General features: G+C 47.4%; 15 protein-coding genes, 2 tRNA genes and 1 rRNA gene. 4 read left to right on the top strand and 14 right to left on the bottom strand.

Translation table 11 applies throughout. The annotated features are described in order from the left end of the window. From H8S54_RS05100 to H8S54_RS05075, 6 genes are all read right to left on the bottom strand, one after another. Positions 1 to 83 (bottom strand): 16S ribosomal RNA (locus H8S54_RS05100); the annotation flags it as partial. A gap of 237 nt (positions 84 to 320) precedes the next feature. After that, positions 321 to 410, bottom strand: a tRNA-Ser gene (locus H8S54_RS05095). A gap of 129 nt (positions 411 to 539) precedes the next feature. Continuing rightward, positions 540 to 625 (bottom strand) — tRNA-Ser (locus tag H8S54_RS05090). Between the two features lie 138 nt (positions 626 to 763). Continuing rightward, entirely contained in the window at positions 764 to 1459 is a 696-nt protein-coding gene (gene ispD, locus H8S54_RS05085; RefSeq protein ID WP_186901044.1) for a 2-C-methyl-D-erythritol 4-phosphate cytidylyltransferase, read from the bottom strand. Next, entirely contained in the window at positions 1459 to 2478 is a 1020-nt protein-coding gene (gene tsaD, locus H8S54_RS05080; RefSeq protein WP_021925664.1) for a tRNA (adenosine(37)-N6)-threonylcarbamoyltransferase complex transferase subunit TsaD, read from the bottom strand. The genes ispD and tsaD overlap by 1 nt, the downstream gene beginning before the upstream one ends. 3 nt (positions 2479 to 2481) lie before the next feature. Next, positions 2482 to 3393 carry a ribonuclease Z gene (locus tag H8S54_RS05075; protein ID WP_021925663.1) on the bottom strand — a complete coding sequence of 304 codons (912 nt, stop codon included), beginning with the start codon at positions 3391 to 3393 and terminating at the stop codon, positions 2482 to 2484. A gap of 253 nt (positions 3394 to 3646) precedes the next feature. On the opposite strand from H8S54_RS05075, the gene H8S54_RS05070 reads away from it, so the two are divergent. Continuing rightward, the gene (locus H8S54_RS05070) at positions 3647 to 6208 is read left to right on the top strand and encodes a YfhO family protein (protein ID WP_186901043.1); all 2562 of its coding nucleotides are present in this window, start codon (positions 3647 to 3649) and stop codon (positions 6206 to 6208) included. Here the strand turns inward: H8S54_RS05070 and rimI are convergent. The 3 genes from rimI to tsaE all read right to left on the bottom strand — a co-directional run bounded on the left by rimI (position 6167) and on the right by tsaE (position 7860). After that, a complete protein-coding gene (rimI, locus tag H8S54_RS05065; protein ID WP_117852650.1) occupies positions 6167 to 6619 on the bottom strand; it encodes a ribosomal protein S18-alanine N-acetyltransferase in 453 nt (150 codons plus the stop codon). The two genes, H8S54_RS05070 and rimI, sit on opposite strands and share 42 nt — an antisense overlap. Beyond that, complete coding sequence (tsaB, locus tag H8S54_RS05060) at positions 6616 to 7362, bottom strand: tRNA (adenosine(37)-N6)-threonylcarbamoyltransferase complex dimerization subunit type 1 TsaB (RefSeq protein WP_021925660.1); 747 nt, start codon at positions 7360 to 7362, stop codon at positions 6616 to 6618. The genes rimI and tsaB overlap by 4 nt, the downstream gene beginning before the upstream one ends. Positions 7363 to 7428: 66 nt before the next feature. Beyond that, positions 7429 to 7860: a tRNA (adenosine(37)-N6)-threonylcarbamoyltransferase complex ATPase subunit type 1 TsaE gene (gene tsaE, locus H8S54_RS05055; protein WP_117852648.1), complete on the bottom strand. Its 432-nt coding sequence runs from the start codon at positions 7858 to 7860 to the stop codon at positions 7429 to 7431. A 109-nt stretch (positions 7861 to 7969) separates the two neighbouring features. Between tsaE and H8S54_RS05050 the strand changes: the two genes are divergently transcribed. Continuing rightward, positions 7970 to 8488 (top strand): peptidylprolyl isomerase, encoded by a 519-nt coding sequence (locus H8S54_RS05050; RefSeq protein ID WP_117852646.1) that lies wholly within the window; start codon positions 7970 to 7972, stop codon positions 8486 to 8488. A 75-nt stretch (positions 8489 to 8563) separates the two neighbouring features. On the opposite strand, the gene H8S54_RS05045 is transcribed toward H8S54_RS05050, so the two are convergent. Next, positions 8564 to 9220 (bottom strand): YigZ family protein, encoded by a 657-nt coding sequence (locus tag H8S54_RS05045; RefSeq protein WP_117852672.1) that lies wholly within the window; start codon positions 9218 to 9220, stop codon positions 8564 to 8566. Positions 9221 to 9506: 286 nt separating this feature from the next. On the opposite strand from H8S54_RS05045, the gene H8S54_RS05040 reads away from it, so the two are divergent. After that, positions 9507 to 12074, top strand: a complete 2568-nt coding sequence (locus tag H8S54_RS05040) for a transglycosylase domain-containing protein (RefSeq protein WP_186901042.1) — start codon at positions 9507 to 9509, stop codon at positions 12072 to 12074. 167 nt (positions 12075 to 12241) lie between these two features. On the opposite strand, the gene H8S54_RS05035 is transcribed toward H8S54_RS05040, so the two are convergent. From H8S54_RS05035 to ftsH, 4 genes are all read right to left on the bottom strand, one after another. After that, on the bottom strand, positions 12242 to 13183 hold the full coding sequence (locus H8S54_RS05035; RefSeq protein ID WP_186901041.1) for an ROK family glucokinase: 942 nt from the start codon (positions 13181 to 13183) through the stop codon (positions 12242 to 12244). 103 nt (positions 13184 to 13286) lie between these two features. Next, positions 13287 to 14219 (bottom strand): HPr(Ser) kinase/phosphatase, encoded by a 933-nt coding sequence (hprK, locus tag H8S54_RS05030; protein ID WP_021925653.1) that lies wholly within the window; start codon positions 14217 to 14219, stop codon positions 13287 to 13289. Positions 14220 to 14296: 77 nt separating this feature from the next. Beyond that, entirely contained in the window at positions 14297 to 16150 is a 1854-nt protein-coding gene (uvrC, locus tag H8S54_RS05025; protein ID WP_186901040.1) for an excinuclease ABC subunit UvrC, read from the bottom strand. Between the two features lie 86 nt (positions 16151 to 16236). Further along, positions 16237 to 18399 carry an ATP-dependent zinc metalloprotease FtsH gene (gene ftsH, locus H8S54_RS05020; protein WP_173767644.1) on the bottom strand — a complete coding sequence of 721 codons (2163 nt, stop codon included), beginning with the start codon at positions 18397 to 18399 and terminating at the stop codon, positions 16237 to 16239. 275 nt (positions 18400 to 18674) lie between these two features. On the opposite strand from ftsH, the gene H8S54_RS05015 reads away from it, so the two are divergent. Beyond that, entirely contained in the window at positions 18675 to 20156 is a 1482-nt protein-coding gene (locus H8S54_RS05015; protein ID WP_021925650.1) for a DUF1846 domain-containing protein, read from the top strand. Positions 20157 to 20172: the final 16 nt, after the last annotated feature.

Raw genomic sequence — 20172 nt, 5'->3', positions numbered from 1 at the left:
CAATAAAGTATTTCCCGTTCGACTTGCATGTGTTAAGCACGCCGCCAGCGTTCATCCTGAGCCAGGATCAAACTCTCTGATAAAATGTTTGATTCACTCAAGACAACCAACTAGCTTAGTTATCTCTCGTCATTACTGTTCTAAAAAGTTCATTCTCTTCGAATGATGTTTGTAAAAGAAATTTTCGAGAATCGTATGTGTTTCACTGTTTAGTTATCAAGGTTATTTGCTGTTGTTTTCAAAACAGCTTGTTCATATTATCATATGTTCAAATGTTTGTCAACAACTTTTTTAAATTTCTTTTTCAAAGAAATTCAAAGCGGAGAAGGAGGGATTTGAACCCTCGCGCCGCTATTAACGACCTACTCCCTTTCCAGGGGAGCCCCTTCGGCCAGCTTGGGTACTTCTCCAAATTGTCCTACTTACTAAGTAGTTCTCTGTGTTGTTGTTTGCTCTCTTACGAAAGCTTGTTTAGTATAACCGATGTTTCTTAATTTGTCAAGAACTTTTTTTAATTATTTTTCAAAGTTCTTAACAAGCGGAGAGAGTGGGATTCGAACCCACGCGCCCTTGCGGACAAACGGTTTTCAAGACCGCCTCGTTATGACCACTTCGATATCTCTCCATAAATGATCAAATAAAACCGTTTCGCACATCAGGAGTTGTCCTTCACTCAAGAGGTTGTCTCTGTCAGTGCAAAACGTATTTTATCATCAAATCCTTTTGGTGTCAACAAGATTTTTTATTTTTTTCAAAAATTCGTTCAATATCGCAAAAAAGCCTCCGCAACCGCCAGATCTTCCGGGGTTGTGATCTTAATATTCTGATAAGATCCCTCCACCAGAAGGATCTTCGTTCCCGTCTCCTGCTCTACTACCATGGCGTCATCTGTCACATTACTCATGTCTTTCTTACGGATGCTTTCATAGGCTCCGCGAATCAGATCATAAGAAAATATCTGAGGAGTCTGAATATTCCATACATTTTTGCGGTCCGGGGTCTCTTTAATATAGCCTGACGGATCTGCAAGCTTCACGGTATCCTTGGATGGCATGCCCATAGCGCACGCATTTGTCCTTTTCACAGCCTCATAGCCTCTCTGGATCATCTCCTCTGTGACAAAGGGTCTGGCTCCATCATGAATATACACATAATCGGTATCCTGACAGCACAAAAGTCCCGCATACACGGAATCATAGCGCTCTTTTCCGCCTGCAGTCACTTTGCAAACCTTGGTAAAGCCATATTTCTCCACAATTTCACTCTGGCAATAGGAAATCATATCTTCTCCCGTCACCAGAATTATATCCTGGATCAGCGGGCTCTTCTGAAAACACTCCATAGAATAATACAGAATGGGTTTCCCTCCTATTTCCAGAAACTGTTTCTGTATTTTGCTGTGCATTCTTTTGCCCTGTCCTGCTGCCAGAACAATGGCTGTACATCTGCCCTGCTCCATTATCTTTCTCCCAGCTTCAGATTTGGAACCGCATTCAGATCCCAGCCGTGACGGGTTCCTTTTATATACTCATAGTAAGCCGCAACGCCGATCATTGCCGCATTGTCTGTACAGAAGATCGGGGACGGACGGTAGAATTTGTATCCTCTTTTTTCACATGCTCTGGTCATAGCCTCACGAAGGGCACCGTTGGATGCAACGCCGCCTGCAATGGCAATTTTATCCATATGATAGTCCTTGGCTGCAAGCATGGTATGCTCCACCAGTACGTCTACCACAGATTTCTGGAAGGAAGCGGCAAGATCTGCGCGGTTGATCTCCTCCCCTTTCATCTGGGCATTGTTGATATAGTTCAAAACTGCAGACTTCACGCCGCTGAAGCTGAAATCGTATGGGCAGTCCCCCAGCTTTCCTTTTGGGAAAACAATGGCATCCGGATTTCCCTCACGGGCCAGTTTATCCACCTTAGGTCCTCCCGGATAACCAAGTCCAATGGCACGGGCAACCTTGTCAAAGGCCTCTCCCGCTGCATCATCCCTGGTGCGTCCCAGAATCTCAAACTCGCCGTAGTCCTTTACGATTACAAGATGGGTATGTCCGCCAGATACGATCAGACACAGAAACGGCGGTTCCAGGTCAGGATGCTCAATATAGTTGGCGGAAACGTGTCCCTCGATGTGATGAACGCCTACAAGGGGAAGCTTCTTTGCATATGCAATTGCCTTGGCCTCTGCTACGCCTACAAGAAGGGCACCTACAAGTCCGGGACCGTAGGTAACACCGATTGCATCCAGATCATCCAGGGTGACACCCGCCTCTTTCAGTGCCTCCTTGATCACCTGGTTTATTTTCTCAATATGCTTGCGTGACGCGATTTCCGGCACAACGCCTCCATATAAGGTATGAAGTGCGATCTGGGAAGAGATCACGTTTGATAAAATGGTCCTGCCGTTTTTTACTACGGAAGCTGCAGTTTCGTCACAGGAGCTCTCTATTGCAAGAATTAATGTATCTTTCATTCTTTAATCCTCTTCAAAATTTAATTCCATTGTTTTTCCATCTTTGCCTGGATAAGCATTGGGGAAAATTCCTCTTACCATATCCATATATTCATCCGGGCGGATCAGTGACGGGCTGTAATGGGTCAGCCACATTTCCTTCACTCCGGCGTCTCTTGCAAGGGCGGCAGCCTCGCGGAAGGTCATATGCTTATAACCCTTTGCCTTCTCCAGCTTGTCATCCTCCCCGTACATTCCCTCGCAGATAAAAAGATCAGAACCCGGGGCATGCTTCACAATGGATTCTGTTGGGCGGGTATCTGTGGTGTAAGTAACCTTCAGGCCTTTTCTAGCAGGTCCTAACACCATATCCGGTGTGTATGTCACGCCGTCTGCCTCGATTACATTTCCCTTCTGCAGCGGATTCCAGTATTCCAGAGGAATTCCCTGCTCACGGGCACGCTCCGGGGAAAATTTCCCCTGACGAAGAATCTCCAGAGTATATCCGTAGCAAAGTACATTGTGGTTTACGCGAAATGCCGTGATCCGGTAGCCATTAATCTCAAAAACCTGTTCCGGACCGTTGATCTCAATAAATTTCAGTTCAAAAGGAAGCTCAGGCGCGATCACCCGAAGAGCATTTACCACTCTCTCAAGGCCTTTCGGGCCAATCAAAGTCAATGGCTCTGTGCGCTCCGCATTTCCCATTGTAAGAAGAAGTCCCGGAAGGCCGCTGATGTGGTCGCCGTGAAAATGGGTGAAGCAGATCACGTCAATGGGCTTGAAGCTCCAGCCTTTTTCCTTAATGGCAACCTGGGTTCCCTCACCGCAGTCAATGAGAAGACTGCTTCCTTTATACCGGGTCATCAGGGCAGTCAGCCACCTTCTTGGAAGTGGCATCATTCCTCCGGTTCCAACCAGACAAACATCTAACATATATTAAAATATCCTCTTTTCATTTAACATTCTCTGGGAAAGTTTAACACAAGCGGTTTACTAAAACAAGTGGCTGGACTTGTGAATCGGGAAAATATTCAGAAATTCTTCAGATTTTCCCGCCTTTTCTCTTAAGCTTTTCCCTGTAAAATCAGGCACTGTAACTTGACAAACGGCATACAATGTGTTTTGATATCAAAATTACAGTTAACAACCTGCCACAACAGCTTTAGGACTCAAGAAAGGACTTACTATGATTTTCTGCAGCAGACCTCAAAAATTCACCCGGAGAAATTTTGTTATTTTATTGCTTCTTCTATCTGCGGGAAGCTTTCTCATCTGGAGACTGATTCCGGAGGGATCCTGGTTTGGTTCCCAGACAGACTGGTACTCCCAGCATATGACCATTGCGGATTATATGAGAAAAAATTTCTATGCTACCGGACAGCTTTTTCCAGATTTCACAGGGCTCGGCGGAGGAACCAACTTCTTTTCCCTGTCCTATTACGGTTTCATGCGGCCGGATGTGCTGATTTCCTACCTTTTCCCAGGTATTGCAATGGCCTATTTCATTCAGGGATACGCCATACTGGAAATTCTTTTGGGCGGAGGACTTATTTATTACTGGCTTCACAGAAAGGGATTTTCTGATTTTACCAGCTTTGCATGCGGATTTTTTTATCTCACTGCAAACTGCTTTTTCCAGGCGCACAGACAGATTATGTTTGTAAATTATATGCCATTTCTGATCCTGGCCTTTATGTTTCTGGATCAGATCCTGGATGTGCGAAAAGCCGCAAAATACCGTTTTCGTCCCCATGTAGGGCTGGTGATTTCCCTGTTTTTCTGCATTTTGCACAGCTTTTATTTTTTCCCGTCCTGCTTTACGGCGTGCATTCTTTACATATTTCATCTGCTGCCGGATTTCCTCCAGAATGCAGAGGAAACCATCCGTAAAAAATTAAAGCATAAAATCTGGTGGAACTATATTCTCGACGTGTCCATTGCGGTATCCATGAACATGTTTCTCCTTCTGCCAACCGGACTTGCTATTTTGGGGAACAAAAAAGACACTGGAAACAGCACCTCCCTTTTAAAGATCCTGGGTGTGAACCCAACCCTTGACAGCATCCTTTACAGTCCTTACGGCTGCGGCCTTACGGTAATCTGCCTCTATGCCCTGTTTCTCTGTATCCGGGAAAAAAGGACCCGCAAGCTTGCCATTGCTATTTTTGCACTGCTGTTTTTTGACATTTTTTACTGGATCTTAAATGCAACTTTATACGTGCGGCCCAAAAGCCTGATTCCTTTCCTTCCCCTGATCCTGTATCTCACAGCCCAGGCGCTGGAAGGCCTTCATTTGAAAAAAATACGCCACAGCCTGCCCCTGACGCTGCTTTGTGCCATTCCGGTGATCGTGCAGCTTGTTTTCCTGCTTCGCAATGACCAGGTGCGTCACCTTACTATGGCTGACCTGATTTTGCTTCTTTTGGTGGTGACGATTTCCCTTTTCCTGGAAAAGAAGGAGTTTTCTCTTCCATGCAGGCCGCTTTTTGCAAACATCTGCGGACTGGTTCTTCTTTGCGCGGTCCCGGCTATGCTTTATCTTGCCAAGGGTCAGGAAGAACGGTACGCCTCCCGCTCTGATGAATCCAGGGATTATTTTTCCCAGGAGGATCTGGAAGGTTACTGTGAAAATACGCAGTCACGTTTTGACATTATTGAGCATCCTTCCAACAATACCAATTATGTGATCACCGGAGATCAGAACAAGAGTACCCTGTATTCTTCTATTACCAACAGTACCTACAACAATCTGATTTATGACATTCTGAAAATGCCCATCAGCATCCGCAACCGTGTGGCAATGACTGCCGATGAAAATCCTTTCCAGGAATACCTGATGGGCGTGCGCTACATTCAGACCAAGGCAGATAAGGTTCCTGCCGGATACACGGTGCTTCAGGAAAAAGAGGGACATGTGCTTGCGGAAAATGAAAATGTTCTGCCCTTTGCCTATGGAAGCACGGCGCTGATGACAGAGGACGATTACGACCAGCTTTCCTACCCGGAAAACCTGGATACCCTTGCAAACCGTACGATTGTTTCTGGTGCCAGTGATGATACGGCATTAAAATCCACGCCCTATGTTTCCCAGATGAAGAACTACACGCTTCCCGGAGATTTCTTCTCCAGGGAAACTTCCAAAAAGAACATCACAGTGGAGAAAAAGCTGCCCGAAACGCTGACAGCTTCCACTATTTTGCTGATTTCCTTTGATGTAGAATACGACGGGGAACGGGACGTTTCTATTATTATTGATGGCGTCCGCAACCGGCTTTCCGGTTCCCTGGCTCCTTATCCAAACAACAATCATACCTTCAGCTATATGTTATCCAGTGACCAGGATCGGGATTCCCTGAAAATCACATTTTCCAAGGGGGATTATGAAATAAAAAATGTTTCCGCTTACACCATTCCTTTGTCTGCCCTTTCCCATCCGGGAGTGGTAACGTTTCAAGAACATGACACCGCTGGAAAACAGATTGTAAACGGCACCATTACCATGCCAGAGGATGGCTATTTCGTTACCTCCTATACCTATTCTAATGGCTATAAAGCTTATGTGGACGGCACTGAAGTGACCCCGGTTCAGGTTAACAAAGCCTTCGTTGGATTTCCTTTACAAAAAGGGGCACATGAAATCGTACTTGAATTCCATGCGCCCGGTAAGTCCCTTGGTCTTATATTCAGCTGTCTTGCAGCCTTGTTCTTAATTTTGTGGAACCTTCTGTGCCTGCCTCGTCATAAGTAAAGCATCTTCCACGGGATCCGTATAATATTTTTTGCGGATCCCGTCTCTTGTAAATCCCATTCTTTCGTAAAGACGGATTGCCGTCCTGTTTCCAACACGAACCTCAAGATGGATGGTGGTAATCCCCTGCTGTTCCGCAAGGCGGATCAGGCTGTCCATGAGAAAATGCCCAATTCCCTCTCTCTGTCTGTCCGGACGCACTGCCACATTGGTAATGTCCCCTTCATCCAGAACCATAAGAAGCCCGCAGTAAGCCAGGATTTCCCCTTTCTCTTCCACCACCAGGAACATGGCGTCCTTACGTGTGAGATAGGTAAAAAATCCCTCCTTGGTCCAGGGCGGTGAAAAAAGCTCTGTCTCGATCTTCATTACCTGTTCCAGGTCATCCACCAGCATTTCCCGAAGGATCATGGCTGCACCTCGTTCTTTGCAGCCTCGCCTGCAGCTTCCTGCTCCTTCAGCTTCTGCGCACGTTCCCGTTCAGCCTGGGAAACCCTTAAATATTCCGGCACATGCTCCATGGCCGTTACCACCTTGCCCTCTTTCGCGTAGAGTGCGCCAAGAGCTGCGACTGCTGCGGCTCTCTGCTTGTTCACATGTGCAGGTGCGAAGGAATAGGGCACCTTCAGATTCTCCTGGATCATTTTCGCAAAAACAGGAACACCGTCTCCAAGGAAGATTACCTCTTCCCCTCTCTCATTCAGCTTGTCGATCATTTCCATCATAGGCACTGCCATCTGTGCTTCCACCGTCACCAGCTTATGGTCCTCAAAGCGGTAGATTCCCGTATAAACCTGGCTTCTTCTTGCATCCATGATCGGGCAGATCAAAGCCTTCGCATCATATAAATTGTACGCCAGAGCGTCCACTGTGGGGATCTCCACAAGAGGCTTCTTCAACGCAAGACCAAGTCCCTTGGCTGTGGCAGATCCGATACGAAGTCCGGTGAAGGAGCCCGGTCCTGCTGCTACTGCGATAGCATCAATGGTGTCCATGTCCAGTTCTGTCATCTTCGCCAGCTCATCCAGCATGGGAAGAAGTGTCTGGGAATGTGTCTTTTTGTAATTCACTGTATATTCGGCGATCAGGTTGTCCTCCTCCACTATGGCTACGGAAGCGACGATTCCTGAGCTGTCTAATCCTAAAATCTTCATATTTTCTCCTTGTCTGCCCCGCTTTTGGCTTTTTTCTCTGAAGCCGGAAGTCTTGTCCGGGGACTTTTATTCCGGAAGTCCGGTTACCGTGATCTTACGGTAGTCGAAACCTTTCTCCAGATTTTTCTCAATGGTGATCTCAATGATGTGTTCCGGCAGGATTTCCTCGATCAGGTTCGCCCACTCGATGAGGCAGATTCCGTTTCCGTAGAAGTAATCATCGTAGCCGATTTCCTCCATCTCTTCAATGTCCCCGATCCGGTATACATCAAAGTGGTAAAAGGGCATGCGCCCTGTCTCATATTCCTGAATAATGGTAAAGGTGGGACTGTTCACAGGCTCTGTGATGCCAAGCCCTGCGGCCACTCCCTGGGTGAAAACCGTCTTGCCTACCCCTAAATCTCCAACCAGGGTATATACCTGACCGGGAAGGGCATTTTCCCCGATCCATTTTCCAAATGAAAAGGTCTCCTCGGGGCTGAATGTTTCTTTTATCATAGCTTTGTAAAGCTCCTTTTTAACCGTTTTTCCTTGCAGAATTGTTCTTTGCATATTATAATAGAACGAATAACGAAATACAATACTTTTTGAAAAAGGAGATTAAACTATGGCAAATCCAGTTGTTACCATCACCATGGAGAATGGCGATGTGATGAAAGCAGAATTATATCCGGAAATCGCACCGAATACTGTAAATAACTTTATCAGCCTTGTGAAGAGGGGCTTTTATGACGGACTGATCTTCCACCGCGTTATCTGCGGATTTATGATCCAGGGTGGATGCCCGGACGGAACCGGAATGGGCGGCCCGGGATACAGCATTAAGGGTGAGTTCGCACAGAACGGCGTGAAGAATGACTTAAGACATACTGAGGGCGTTCTTTCCATGGCAAGAGCCATGCATCCGGATTCAGCAGGAAGCCAGTTCTTCATCATGCACAAGAATGCTCCGCATCTTGACGGCGCATACGCTGCTTTCGGCAAAGTGATCGAGGGAATGGATGTTGTGAACAAGATTGCCGAGACCGATACCGACTACAGCGACAGACCTCTTGACGAACAGAAGATCAAATCCATGACAGTGGATACCTTCGGCGTAGATTATCCGGAACCAGAGAAATGCTGATCATAAATCACATATGAGTGCACAAATGCTCAGGGAAATTCGCAGCTGCCGAATATTCCCTGAGCATTTTTATTTTTAATGGTCAAATACTATGATCTCGCCGTCCACATCCGCAAAATACAACTCTTTTTCCTTCTCCATCTTCACTCTTCCGCTGGTGGCTTCTGTGATGGTTTTCTCAATTCTTCCTGCCTGGTCATTTGGCACAAGAAGGTGCATAATCACTCTGTCCGTATATTCTGTGTCAAGAATGGGCAGCTGATTTTCCCCGGCAATGTACTGCAGCTTGCCGATGGCTGTATAATCCGCTGTAAGCGCCAGGGAAATGCCGTGATGCTTCTCAATTACCTTGCTTGCCCCAAGGCCTGCCTGCACGGCTCCGGAATAAGCCCTCACAAGACCGCCTGTGCCAAGAAGCACGCCTCCGAAGTATCTGGTGACAACCACGGCTACATTGTAGATGTCCTCTCCGAGAATCACATCCAGCATAGGCCTGCCTGCAGTTCCTGAGGGCTCGCCGTCATCACTGCATCTTGTAAATTCCCGGTGTTCCCCGATGGAATAGGCGTAACAGTTATGTCTGGCGTCCCAGTATTTCTTCTTCATTTCTTCTATAAAAGCAAGAGCGTCCTCTTCTTTTTCTACCAGACGGACAGTGGCAATAAAACGGGATTTTTTCTCTGTGATCTCTCCCTCACCGCCAGCATAGATGGTCTTATAATTTTCCAGCATACCGGAACCTCCAAGCTTGTTTCTCCACAGATGTCCATTTCCTGCCTGGACATCCGTTTTCCTATAGTTTAACATGAATTCTCCCTGGTTTCCACCCCAGGAAAATGCATTTTTCAAAAGAGCAGCCCACCATCTGCTATAATAAAGCATAGAAATTCTTTTTTCTGGAAAAAATGCCTTAAGATGGGAACGAATTTGGTAAAGAGTTCACAGAAATATTCGATTTTAGGGTTTATTTACGAATTGAGATTTGATATAATAGAACGGATTATAAAGGAGGTTTATCATGAACTACGGAAAAAAATCGGCCTCTAAGAAGCGGAATTCTCTTATTTCCCGCTCGTCCATGATGGGGAAAAGAGCTCATGTTTCGTTTATCAGAGTCCTTTTCATCGGTCTGATTGCCCTTTGCGTCGGGGTATCCAGTCTTGGAATCGGTTCCATCCGCGGAATCCTTGCCAATACACCGAATGTAGATGAAGTGGACATCATGCCCCTTGGCTATGCTACTTTCCTCTACGACTGCAATGGAAACCAGATCCGTAAGCTGGCAGCACCTAATGCCAACCGTCTTCCGGTATCCATCGACCAGATTCCCGAGGATCTGCAGCATGCAGTCGTTGCCATTGAGGATGAGCGTTTTTACGAGCATAACGGAATCGATGTGAGAGGTATTCTCCGTGCCGGTGTGAAAGCACTTACCAGCGGAGGCTTTTCAGAGGGTGCAAGTACCATTACCCAGCAGCTTCTGAAGAACAATGTCTTCACCAACTGGACCAACGAGTCCACCCAAGTTGAAAGATTTACGCGTAAGCTTCAGGAGCAGTACCTTGCCATTGAGATTGAGAAGAAGATCAATGATAAAAATGTAATCCTTGAGAATTACCTGAATACCATCAACCTTGGTGCAGGCGCTTACGGTGTGCAGGCAGCAGCCCGCCAGTATTTCAATAAGGATGTATGGGATCTGAACCTTTCTGAGTGTGCTACCATCGCAGGTATCACCCAGGCTCCTACCAAATACAATCCCATTGAGAACCCGAAAGAGAATGCCAAGAGACGTAAGGAAGTTCTGGATCACATGCTGGATCAGGGATATATCACCCAGGAGCAGTATGACGAAGCCATTAATGATGATGTCTATACCCGCATTCAGGAAGCACAGGCTTACAATACACAGTCTCAAAGCAAGACTTACTCCTATTTCGAGGATGAGCTTACCCAGCAGGTTGTCAATGACCTGATGAATATCAAGGGATATACCAAGACCCAGGCACAGAACCTTCTGTACAGCGGCGGTCTGAAGATCATGACCACCCAGGATCCTGACATTCAGAATATTCTGAATGAAGAATACGCAGATCCGTCCAACTATCCGGATTATGTGCAGTATTCCCTGGAATATGCCCTTACTGTGAAGAAGCCTGACGGCACAGAGGTCAACTACAGCAAGGAAATGCTGAAGCTCTACTTCCAGAACGAGGATTCATCCTTTGACCTTTTGTTTGACTCTCAGGATGAGGCACAGACCTATGTAGACCGTTACAAAGCGGATATCCTTTCTGACGGAAGCACAGTTGTGGCAGAGCGTGTGAATTTCATACCTCAGCCGCAGTCAGCAATGACCGTCATTGACCAGCATACCGGATATGTGAAAGCGATCATCGGAGGACGCGGTGAGAAGACAGCCAGCCTGACGCTGAACCGTGCTACAGACAGTACCCGTCAGCCTGGATCTACTTTCAAGATCGTATCCACTTATGCACCTGCTCTGAATGAGAAGGGCATGACTCTGGCTACCACTTATGAGGATGAGCCTATCACTTATGAAAATGGCGCTCCGGTCAACAACGCCAGCGGTTCCTTCAATGGTACCACTACCATCCGCACCGCGATCCGTAATTCTGTCAATACCGTTGCAGTCCAGTGTTTCGAGGATGTTACCCCGGAGCTTGGTCTGAAATATCTGGATAACTTTGGTTTCACCACTCTTGCCCATGGCACAGAGGCTGACACAGATGCCAACGGCAATGTGTTTACAGATGCCAACCTTCCTACAGCACTTGGCGGTCTGACCTACGGTGTTACCAACGTAGAGCTTTGTGCAGCATATGCAGCCATTGCAAATAACGGCAATTATATCAAGCCGGTTTACTACACCAAGATCCTTGACCACAATGGAAACGTACTCATTGAGAACAATTCAGCAGGACGTTCCGTAATCAAGGAGACCACTGCTTATCTTCTTACCAGTGCTATGGAGGACGTTGTACAGAACGGTACCGGTACTGCATGCCAGCTTGACAATATGGCAGTTGCAGGTAAGACAGGTACTACAGAGGATTACAATGATCTCTGGTTCGTAGGCTACACCCCATATTACACCTGTGCAGTATGGTCCGGTTACGACGGCAACCAGAAGATGCCGGAAGGCGATGCCCGCAACTTCCACAAGACCCTGTGGCGCAAGGTTATGAACCGTATCCATCAGGGAATGGAATACAAGGAATTCGAACAGCCGTCCGGTATTGAGCAGATCAGCATCTGTTCTGAGACAGGACTTCTTCCAAGAGCCGGCTGCCCGGTTACAGAGGAATATTTCGATGTGGGAACCATACCAACCGATTACTGTGATCAGCACTTCTATGATTATGATGAAGATGAAGAAGAAATGGAGATTTTTGACGAACAGCTCACTCCAACTCCTGATCCGGAGAACCCGGACGGTACCACTGAGAATCCGGATGACGGAGTAATCGATGTTCCGGATGACGGAAGCGGCGACGGCGGTGATAACGGCGGTGAAGATGCCGGAGCTGATAACGGTGATGATAATATTTACTATTACGATTAAGCAGAATGTCAGATCAAAACTTTTATATTTGAAATCTTAAATGCAAAATAAAATGCCCAGCGAGGAAATGTTCAGATGAACAGATCTTCGCCGGGCGTTTTTTATGTATTACATGTACAGTTAAAAGTGAGCAGCCAAATGCTTCGCACCTGCTGATTTTTGGAGCATCAGTCCTTGATCACCATACGTGCTGCACCGTAGATACCAGCATCATTTCCAAGGCTTGCAAGAATGATCGGTGTGCTCTTGCAGGACGGGAATGCATATTTCTGATAGTATTTCTGGATGCAGTCTGTAAGAGCTTTACCAGCCTTGGATACACCGCCGCCGATTACGATGGCCTCCGGGTCCGTTACGCAGGCAAACATAGCAAGTGTGCTTCCCAGAATATCTCCAACCTTCTCCATTGTCTTAACAGCCAGTGCATCTCCTTCTTTGTAGAAGTCAAGCACGTTCTTTGCGGAAAGCTTCTCCACATGACGCATTTTGCTGTCTTCCTGGCTCTCCTCCAGAATGTCATTGGCTACGCGTACAATACCGGTAGCGGACGCATACTGCTCCAGACATCCGTGATTGCCGCAGTTGCATGGACGAACCTCGTTATGATTTACACATGCATGTCCAATCTCACCGCCGGCACCATGATGGCCTGCAATAATCTTGCTGTCAATGATGATACCGCCTCCAACACCGGTTCCAAGAGTTACCATGATCACATTCTTAGAGCCTTCTGCAGCACCCTTCCATGCCTCTCCAAGAGCTGCAATATTAGCGTCATTAGCTGCCTTTGCAGGAAGTCCTGTCAGTGCGCTTAATTCGCTTGCAACGGCCTTAAAGCCCCAGTGAAGGTTTACTGCCATAGGAACCTCTCCATTCTCATTGACAGGTCCTGGAATGCCGATACCTACACCATCTACATTATCCTTGGTAATTCCTCGCTCATCCAGCTTTACCTTAATTGTGTCTGCAACATCCGGAAGAATCGAAGAACCGTTATTCTCCAATCTGGTAGGGATCTCCCACTGCTCAACCAGAGTTCCATTGGTCAGGAATAATCCGCATTTTACGGAAGTTCCGCCCACATCAATTCCAAAACAATACATACCCATTGTAAATTTCCATCCTTTCTAACTCTATGCAATTAACTGCCCGAAAAAAGCGCCGCAGGCTTCCTGGTTCCCTCTCCCTGCCGGGAAAGTCCCTGTATAAAGCTTACTCCTCACGCTTTCTGGCAATATTTGCCTGAACACGCTTGTACAGCTCCTCAGCTGCATTGTAGCCCATCTTCTTCTGTCTGTGGTTGACTGCCGCAGACTCAACGATAACCGCCAGATTACGTCCCGGACGAATAGGAAGGGAATGACACACGATCTTATTTCCAAGATACTCTGTATATTCCTCGTGAAGTCCCAGACGGTCATATTCCTTGTCGCGGTCCCACTCCTCAAGCTTGATGACCAGGTCAACAGACTGGGTATCCTTAACGCTCTCAACACCGAACAGGGTCTTCACATCAATGATGCCGATACCGCGAAGCTCAATAAAATGACGGGTGATATCCGGTGCGGAACCAACCAGTGTTACATCACTTACCTTGCGCAGCTCTACCACGTCATCACTTACAAGACGGTGACCACGCTTGATCAGCTCAAGGGCTGCCTCGCTCTTGCCGATTCCGCTCTCGCCTGTAATAAGGACACCCTCACCATAAACATCCACAAGCACACCGTGAATGGAAATGCAGGGAGCCAGCTGAACGCCAAGCCAACGGATGATCTCCGCCATAAGGCTGGATGTGGTTCTCTCTGTAACGAAGGTCGGTACATTGTACTTATAGGCAAGATCGATCATATCCTGGGACGGTCTTGTCATGGTGCTGAAGATTACGCAGGGAATCTTGCTGGAGATAAAACGCTCGTACTTAAATGCCCGCTCCTCATCACTTAACTGCATCAGATAAGTATACTCTACATATCCGATGATCTGAACACGCTCGTTTGCAAAATGCTCCAGGTATCCTGTAAGCTGCAAAGCCGGACGATTTATTTCTGCTGTCTTCACATAAATTTCTGTAAGGTCAATATCAGGCGTCAGGTTGGTCAGATTCAGTTCCTGCGCCAGCTTGGTAAGCTGTACACCTTTCATGCTTTTATCTCCTTTTTATTTGATGTTTTGACGGAAAACCGCACTCTTTTTTATTATACACAATTCTTCTTATAACTTCAATGTTGAATCTTGTGAAAAAATGCATATACAGATTCTGCACTTTGCATATTCATGGATTCTGTCTGGCTTAATTCTTCCACGGAAGCATCCCGGATATTCTCAATAGAGCGGAACCTGCGCATCAGGGCCTTGCGCCTTGTTTCCCCGATTCCAGGGATATCATCCAGAACAGAGTGCACCTGCTCCTTGCTTCTGAGGGAACGGTGATATTCGATGGCAAAACGATGAGCTTCATCCTGAATCCTTGTGACCAGATGAAAGCCCTCACTGGATGTGTCGATAGGAATCTCCACATTGTTGAAATACACCCCTCTTGTGCGGTGGTTGTCATCCTTTACCATGCCGCATACCGGAATGTCAATTCCAAGCTCGCCAAGAACCTTCAGGGCAATGTTTACCTGGCCCCGGCCTCCATCCATCAGGATCAGATCCGGAAATCTGGAAAAGCTGTCGAATTCCCCCTTGGATTCATGGGTAAAACGCCTTGTAAGCACCTCTTCCATGCTTGCGTAATCATTTGGTCCCTGCACCCATTTGATCTTGAATTTGCGGTAATCACTGCGCTTGGGCTTGCCTTTTTCATAAACCACCATGGAGCCTACTGATTCAAATCCGCTGATATTGGAAATGTCGTAGGCTTCCATACGCACAAGGTTCTTCAGTCCAAGCCATCCCTCAATTTCCTTAACTGCACCGATGGTACGGCCTTCCTCTCTTTTGATCCGCTCTCTGTCCTTGGAAAGAACCATCCAGGCATTTTCTTTGGCCAGCTCTACCAGCTTCTCCTTGGTGCCTTTCTTTGGCACCCGGATATGAACACGCTGCTTTCTTCGGGAGGACAGCCAGTCCTCAATAATATCCGCATCTTCGATTTCTTTCTGCAGCATGATTTCCGCAGGAATAAATGGGGTACCCGCATAAAACTGCTTCAGGAAACTGGACAGCACCTGTTCCTTGGTATCTCCTCTTGCAACCCGCAAAAAGAAATGGTCTCTTCCGATCAGCTTGCCGCCGCGCATGAAAAATACCTGCACCACTGCGTCCTGCTCCCGCAGATCCTCGCTTTCGTCCATGGCCACTGCAATAATGTCCCTGTCCTCTTCCCCGTAGGTGGTGATCTTCTGCCGCTCTCCAATCCGTTTGATGCTGTTGATCAGGTCACGGTATCCAGCTGCGTCCTCAAAGCGCATATCCTCTGAGGCTGCCATCATTTTCTCCGTCAGCTGGTCAATGGTTTCCTGGAAATTTCCGTTGAGAAAGTGGAGCACCTGAGCAATGTTTTTCTTATATTCTTCCTCGCTTACATTTCCCTGGCAGGGGGCTGTGCACTGCTTCATGTGATAATACAGGCAGGGGCGGTCTTTGCCGCAGTCTCTTGGCAGCGTGCGGTTGCAGGAACGGACCATGTAAATCTTCCGCACCAGCTCAATGACATCTTTGACTGCGGTGGAACTTGTGTAGGGACCGAAATATTTCGCCTTGTCCTTTTTCATAGTTCTGGAAAAAAGAACTCTGGGGTAGGGTTCATTTACAGTTACTTTGATAAAGGGGTAGGTTTTGTCATCCTTTAGCATGGTATTGTATTTTGGACGGTGCTCCTTGATCAGGTTGCACTCCAGCACCAGTGCTTCTAACTCGGAATCGGTGACAATATATTCAAACCTTGTGATGTGGGTGACCATCTGCTCAATTTTGGCACCTTTGTTGCGGCTGCTCTGGAAATACTGGCGGACGCGGTTCTTCAGGCTGACAGCCTTGCCTACATAAATAATCTCGTCCTTCTCCCCGTGCATAATGTAAACTCCCGGCTTACCGGGAAGCTTTTTTAATTCTTCTTCGATCAGGAACATACTATTTCTCCTTCTGAAAAGAACCGGGAATGCTCCCGGTTCTTATTCTGTCCTATATTGTCATCTGTATGTGAAAATTCTGAAATTTACAGATTCTGGGGGTCGGCTGAGTCTGCCGGGTTCTCGGAAGAAGCTGTAGCTTCCGCTGTATCCACTGTGGCAGCAGTCTCAGAAACAGCTTTTGCTTCATTGCTCTCTGACTCTGCACTGCCTTTCTGCTCCGCCTGACCGTCTTCGCCAGACATCTTTGCATCTGTATTGTTTTCAGCCTGCTCTTTTTTCTCTGTCAGTGCCTTCACAGCCTCATCCAGAGCCTTCAGCCCTTCTTTATCCAGCTCGTCAGAAACCTCCAGACCATGTTCTACAGCGCGGAAAATGATCATAAACTCTTTGCCGGTGATGGTCTCCTTGCGGATCAGATATGCAGCGATCTTGTCAAGAGCTTCTCTGTGGCTGCTAATCAGGCGCTTGGCTTCCTCATAAGAAACCCGAAGCAGTTCCATTACCTCATGGTCAACCTCTGTGGCTGTATCGTCGCCGCAGTTCAGCACTGCGCGGCCATTGAGGTACTGGTTCTCCTGAGTGGCAAGTCCCATAAGGCCGAATTTCTTGGACATACCATACTGGGTGATCATGGCACGGGCAACCTTGGTCGCCTGCTCAATATCATTGGACGCACCTGTGGTCACACTGTCGAATACGATTTCCTCTGCAGCGCGACCGCCCAGATAGCCTACCAGCATGGCTTCCAGCTCCTTCTGGGTATTCAGGTACTTCTCTTCCTCCGGAACCTGCATTACGTAGCCAAGTGCGCCCATAGTACGGGGCACAATGGTAATCTTCTGAACCGGCTCTGCGTCCTTCTGAAGAGCGCTTACTAACGCATGTCCAACCTCATGATAAGAAACAATGCGGCGCTCCTGTGCGCTCAGAATGCGGTCTTTCTTCTCTTTACCAACAAGCACCACCTCTACAGACTCCTGCAGGTCCTTCTGGGAAACTGCATGCCTGCCGTTCTTAACTGCCAGGATGGCTGCTTCATTAACCATATTTGCAAGGTCAGAACCAACAGCACCGGATGTGGCAAGGGCAATGGCCTCGAAATCAACGGTATCGTCAAGACGCACGTTCTTGGCGTGAACCTTCAGAATATCAATACGGCCTCTCAGATCCGGACGGTCAACGATCACACGGCGGTCAAAACGGCCTGGACGAAGAAGTGCCGGGTCCAGAACCTCCGGACGGTTGGTTGCAGCCAGGATCAGAAGACCCTTGGAAGTATCAAATCCATCCATCTCTGCAAGCAGCTGGTTCAGAGTCTGCTCACGCTCATCATTCCCGCCGCCGTAATGAGAATCACGGCTTTTACCGATGGCATCAATCTCGTCAATAAACACAATACAAGGAGCATTCTTCTTGGCTTCCTCGAAAAGATCACGGACACGGGATGCACCTACACCTACGAACATCTCCACAAATTCAGATCCTGAAAGGGAGAAGAACGGGACATGTGCTTCCCCTGCAACTGCCTTGGCAAGAAGGGTCTTACCGGTACCTGGAGGTCCTACAAGCAGAGCTCCCTTGGGAAGCTTGGCTCCGATTTCCACGTATTTGCCTGGATTATGGAGAAACTCCACAACCTCCTGCAGGGATTCCTTGGCCTCGTCCTGACCTGCCACATCCTTGAATGTGATTCCGGTCTCCTTCTGGACATAAGCCTTGGCGCGGCTTTTCCCAACGCCCATGACGCCACCGCCGCCTTTGTTCATGCGGCGCATGAAGAACATCAGAAGCACAAACAGCAGCACAGACGGCAGAAGCACGCTGAGCATCATTGCCATAAATTCGCCGAATGCATCCGGCGGCTCGGATTTGAAAATGATTCCGGTACCTTCCAGACGCTTGGTAAGTGCAGTCTCATCTTCTGTCAGATTGGTGTAATAGCTGATCTCCTGATAAGGGCTTACCTGCTTCTTCGGCACGATGGTCAGGGTATCAGACTGAAGTGTAACGGATTTCACTTCATCATTGTTCACCATGTCAATAAACTTATCATACGTAATCTCACTGGAATTATCCTGCAGCATATTGGTAAACAGGCTGAAACACACCAGAGTAACCAAAAGACATATCAGAAAAGCCAGAATGGACTGATGATTTTTCTTATTGCGGTTCGGATCCTGATTTCTTCTCGGATCCCCTTTATCAGGGCGGCGTCCGCCTTGATTGTTATCCAGATTATTATCCATTTCGTTCCTCCTTATTATCCTTTTTATTATAAAGAGAAAACCCGGATAAATCAACTGCGATATTGTGAAAACCCTCTGAATTTTTGAGAAAAAAGATGCAAAAAAATTTACATTTCCAAATCAAATAGATACTTTTTTTAACGGGAAAACTGTAGTATACTAGGAACGTGGTTTTTTTGACTTATATCACACCGCAAACTGTCTGCTTTTTGCAGGCATCATTTTATTTTAAATACAATGGATGAGGAACCAGAGAAAGAGAGAGGAAAAGCAGAATGAAAAAAATTGGATTCGATAATGACAAGTATCTGAAAATGCAGTCCGAACACATTCGTGAGCGTATCAGCAAATTTGACAACAAACTTTATCTGGAATTCGGAGGCAAATTATTTGACGACTATCACGCATCCCGTGTTCTTCCGGGATTTGAGCCGGACAGCAAACTGCGTATGCTTATGCAGCTTTCCGACCAGGCAGAGATCGTAATCGTCATCAGTGCGCCTGATATTGAGAAAAATAAGGTCCGCGGCGATCTTGGCATCACCTATGATGAGGATGTGCTCCGCCTGATGCATGAATTTACCAGCAGAGGCCTTTATGTAGGAAGCGTATGCATCACACGCTATTCCGGACAGGAAGGGGCAGATGCATTTAAGAAGCGTCTGGAGAAGCTTGGCATTAAGGTTTATGTTCTTTATAATATTCCGGGATATCCAAGCAATACTTCCCTGATCGTAAGCGATGAAGGATACGGAAAGAACGACTATATCGAAACCACCCGCCCCCTCGTTGTGATCACAGCACCAGGACCTGGAAGCGGAAAAATGGCCACCTGTCTTTCCCAGCTTTATCATGAATATAAGAGAGGCGTCAGCGCAGGCTACGCCAAATTCGAGACTTTCCCAATCTGGAATATCCCGCTGAAGCATCCGGTGAACCTTGCTTATGAGGCTGCTACAGCTGACTTAAATGACGTAAATATGATCGATCCTTTCCATCTGGATGCCTATGGCGTTACCACAGTTAACTATAACCGTGATGTTGAGATTTTCCCGGTTGTACAGGCTATGTTTGAGAAAATTATGGGTGAGTGCCCGTACAAATCACCTACAGATATGGGTGTAAATATGGCAGGAAACTGCATTATAGACGATGAAGTCTGCCAGGAGGCATCCCGTCAGGAAATTATCCGCAGATATTACAAAGGCATGGATGCTCTGATTGCAGGCACCGGCACTGAGGAGGAGGTTTACAAGATTGAGCTTCTTCTGAAGCAGGCTCATGCTGCATTGGAAGACCGCAAGGTTGTTCCGGCTTCGCTTGAACTGGAGAAGGCTGCTGGTGCTCCGGCTGCTGCTATGGAGCTTGATGACGGAAGAGTGATCACAGGAAAGACTTCTGATCTTCTTGGCGCATCTTCTGCTCTTCTTCTGAATGCTCTGAAGGAGCTTGCAGGAATCGACCATGCAGTGCATGTAATCTCTCCGGATGCCATTCATCCGATCCAGGAGCTGAAGACAAACTACCTTGGAAGCAAGAACCCAAGACTGCATATGGATGAGACTATGATCGCCCTTTCCATCAGCGCAGCTACCAACCCGGATGCCCGCCTTGCCCTCGAGCAGATTCCGAAGCTGAAAGGCTGCCAGGCACATACCTCCGTTATGCTTTCCTCCGTGGATATCCTCTCCTTCCGCAAGCTTGGCATCGAACTCACCTGCGAACCGAAATTCGAGCAGGGGAAGAAACTGCAGTAAGGCAGAGCCGCTGGCT

Origin of the sequence: Blautia segnis, assembly GCF_014287535.1 — a bacterium.
Classification (GTDB): domain Bacteria; phylum Bacillota; class Clostridia; order Lachnospirales; family Lachnospiraceae; genus Blautia_A; species Blautia_A acetigignens.
Note: the sequence above shows the minus strand (reverse complement) of the source record. Positions and strands in the feature narration are given on the sequence as shown.